This window comes from Eggerthella sp. (genome assembly GCF_048329335.1).
GTDB classification, from domain to species: Bacteria; Actinomycetota; Coriobacteriia; order Coriobacteriales; family Eggerthellaceae; genus Eggerthella; species Eggerthella lenta.
In genome coordinates, this window is the sequence record NZ_DBFEGU010000312.1 from 1 (window position 1) to 1,753 (window position 1,753).

Sequence of the window (1,753 nt, forward strand, 5' to 3'; positions counted from 1 at the left end):
GGCGCCTACGCCTTCGGCGGCGGCCTGCACTGCTCCACGGCCGACGTCTACCGCGAGGGCGAGTGCCTCGACTACTTCCCGAACCGCGTCGCCGACCCGACCCTGGTTCGCCCGGAGATGTGGAACGACTAGTCGCGTAGCCCATACCGGGGCTCGCTCCCCTTACAGCGAGCCCCGGTTCATCCCGAAGTTCCGGCCTCCAAGGATCCCGTCTCGTGCAATGCGACGGCGTTCCTTGCACGAAGCGTCTCCCAGAGGCCGGCCGATTTGCTCCCGTATCATCACATTCATGTCGAAAGCGGCGCCGCAGCGTCCGCGTGCCTCGTCGTACCCCTACCCTTTCGCCCGCAAACGGGCAAGGCGTCCCCGTCAAGGACCCGGTCGACACGACTCCGCTCCAAGGAGGGATACATGAACCAACAAGCAAAGTACAAGCTTATCGGCTTCGTCATGATGTTCGCATCATCGTCGCTGATGGGCGGTATCGGAGCCTTCACCCGCTTCATCGACGCACCCGGCGACTTCGTGTCGTTCTGGCGCAACTTCGCAGGCTTGATCGCCCTCTCCCTCATCTTCTGCTTCGTCGGCGGAAGCTGGAAGAAGATCAAGGAAACCCGTTTCTCCGGCATGATGCTGCTCTCCGGCGTGTTCTTGGGCCTGCTCTCTGGCCTGTACTGCCTGTCTACGCAGTACACCACGCTGGCGAACGCATCGTTCCTCATCTACACCGGCCCCATCTACTCAACCATCCTGGCAGCGATCTTCCTGAAGGAAAAGCTCAACATCAAGGGCGTCCTGTGCATCGCCGCCGTGGTCGTCGGCATGCTGTTCATCGTCGGCATCGTCACGCCCGAGGGTCTGACCCTCGACCTCGATCCGAAGTACACCTTCGGCAACGCCATCGCCTTCGCTTCCGGCGTGGCCTACGGCCTGTACCTGTTCTTCTCGCGCTACCGCGAGGACTGCGACTCCAACGTCCGCTCCTGGTGGAACTTCCTGTTCGGCTCGCTGTCCATCGTCGTGCTGCTCGTCTGGCACCACTTCTTCCTGCAGCCGCTGTCCTACACCGAGAAGATCAACGGCGTGACGCAGTTCGACGCCTCGGGCCAGATCATCACCCACGCGTGGAACATGTTCACGATGCCCGGCTCGTCCTGGGTCGTGCTCATCGCCGCAGCGCTCATCACCGGCTTCGGCGCGTTCTACCTGCTCACCCATGCCACGAAACGCCTTAAGGCCGGCGAGCTGGCCGCCATCTCCTACCAGGAGACCATCATGGCGTCGCTTCTGGGCCTGGTCATGTTCGGCGAGACCATGACCACCTTCCAGATCATCGGCGGCGCGCTCATCGTCTGCGGTGGCGTCGCCCAGATCTTCTTCTCCACTGCAGCTGCAAGCAAGCAGGGCGAGAAGATCGAGAAGGAAGAGGAGATCCGCGAGAACCTTGAAGCGCGGCTCGACCAAGAGCAAGAGCGGGAAGCTCTCAGCTAGCCGAGCCGACCGCTAGGAAAGGAACGTGCACCTATGAAGATCACGAGCAACATGACCCACATCGCCACCGAGGTCGAGTTCGAGGCTCCGCTGAACGAAGACCAGCTGAGCGAGGTGTTCCAGAAGAGCGGCGTCCAGGGCTTCCCGGCCGAGCTCGACATCGCCGAGCGCACGGAGGACCACGTCCAGATGATGTCGCTTGACGGCCTGCTGGGCTTCGCCAAGGCGTCCGGGCTGTCCGCGGTGACCTACGACGTGACGT

The 1,753-nt window shown here is 62.5% G+C and carries 1 protein-coding gene and 1 pseudogene; both read left to right on the forward strand.

Annotation, left to right across the window (positions count from 1 at the left end):
• Positions 1–411 precede the first annotated feature (411 nt).
• Positions 412–1,491, forward strand: a complete 1,080-nt coding sequence (locus ACMO6A_RS09850; protein ID WP_227111549.1) for a DMT family transporter — start codon at positions 412–414, stop codon at positions 1,489–1,491.
• A 33-nt stretch (positions 1,492–1,524) separates the two neighbouring features.
• A pseudogene (locus tag ACMO6A_RS09855) lies at positions 1,525–1,753 on the forward strand (hypothetical protein); the annotation flags it as partial.

Bases quoted from the DNA above. Each gene is read 5' to 3' on its own strand.
- ACMO6A_RS09850 (WP_227111549.1), top strand. From the start codon at position 412: ATGAACCAACAAGCAAAGTACAAGCTTATCGGCTTCGTCATGATGTTC.